This is a genomic window from Okeania sp. SIO2C9 (assembly GCF_010672455.1).
Taxonomy (GTDB): Bacteria; Cyanobacteriota; Cyanobacteriia; order Cyanobacteriales; family Microcoleaceae; genus Okeania.
Genome location: NZ_JAAHGO010000223.1, coordinates 1 through 1,416, shown reverse-complemented (window position 1 = coordinate 1,416; position 1,416 = coordinate 1). Strand labels below are relative to the sequence as shown.

Sequence of the window (1,416 nt, the reverse complement as noted above, 5' to 3'; positions counted from 1 at the left end):
GGTTAAAACCTTCTTGTAATTATCAATTATCCATTATCAATTATCAATTAATGAACTGTTCCCTGTTGCCTATAACTGCATCCAATAATAGCTCCGCACCAAAACGTACAGGATCAGTGCAAGGCATGAGCAATAGGTTGATAGGTACTAACCACACCGGGAACAATCTCTGCCAACTGCACTGGCTCTGTGACAGTTAGTTGCAGGTCATCTTCTAATTTAGCTAACTCTACTAACCCAGTAATTAAGGAATTCTGACGTTCGCACTCTGAATAAAGCAGCTGCATGTATCTTCGGCGCTGTACTGACTTACTTTGAGGTGAATCCAGTAGCTTCAGAGCTGTCTTCATATTAGTCAAAGGTGTTCGCAGTTCCTGAGCAAATCGCTTTAGAAATTCGTATTTGTGCTGTTGGGAATTAGGTACTGAAACTGGGTTGGCTTTTGTAGGCTGAGCAAGGTAATTGCTTACAGCCTGCTGCTCAAATATGTTATCGGTGCGTTGTACTTGCTTAAACAATAACTGGGTAAGTAGTTCCTTTTCGTCAGCAGCCCATAGTCGTGGCAATAAAGTTTTCCAATCCCCGAGTAACTCCTCAGGAGTATTATCAGCTACAGCCATCACTTCTCTTAAAGCCTCTAAGACTCTCTCAATGACCCTCTGTTCAAAGCTAAAAACGGCTAATAAAGGTCTAATTTCTCTACTGGCTATTGCTAAGGCTGACTTAGATTTTGGCAGTCGGTAAGCCGCAATTAGACTACTAAATTGTTCAGACAGGAGAATCAAAAAGTACTCTCGTTTAAGTTGGCTTCCAGCTGCCAGAGGCACCGGACAAATGCGCGATTTTCCCTTAAGATTACTAGCCTGGCTAATTAGATTCTTTTCCTCTACCAAGTCATCTCCAGAATAGCTACATAGATAAATCGTTTGGGAAATATCCAATAGCTGCTGATACCGCTTTATTTCTGCTTGCCAGCCCCCCGCTGGCGGCAGCTTAATCCAGAGCGTTGCCGGGATTTTTGCTTCAATCAAGACATCAATCAGTGACCCCACTAGAGATTTGAGTGTGGCATGATTAACTGATAGAGGTCGGGTAGGGGCTAGATTGTCCAGAGCTAGCTGGTAGATAGACAAATCTGAAGTCCGTGGCAGGTTCATCGAACGTTAAAGGTTAGCAGGTTGCAGATTAGCAAGTAGCAGGTTAGAATTTCAAACCATGCTTCCTATCTCTAACCATATAACTTTCAACGAATAAAGGAACAGGGAACAGTCAGGAACTTTTTAGCTTCCTCGTTTCAGCAGGGCATTTCGTGCTTGCTCTCGGTCATCAAAGTGGATTTTTTCAGTACCTAGAATTTGATAGTCTTCGTGACCTTTACCAGCAATTAAAACGCCGTCTCCAGGTTGAGCTAGCATA

The 1,416-nt window shown here is 42.9% G+C and carries 1 protein-coding gene; it reads right to left on the bottom strand.

All coding sequences use genetic code 11. From position 1 onward, the window contains the following. Nucleotides 1-113 precede the first annotated feature (113 nt). The gene (locus F6K23_RS40470; protein ID WP_293166850.1) at nt 114-1,157 is read right to left on the bottom strand and encodes a DICT sensory domain-containing protein; all 1,044 of its coding nucleotides are present in this window, start codon (nt 1,155-1,157) and stop codon (nt 114-116) included. Nucleotides 1,158-1,416 lie beyond the last annotated feature (259 nt).

What these genes read in the sequence shown, in the direction of transcription:
- F6K23_RS40470 (WP_293166850.1), bottom strand. Translation starts at nt 1,157, where the DNA reads ATGAACCTGCCACGGACTTCAGATTTGTCTATCTACCAGCTAGCTCTG.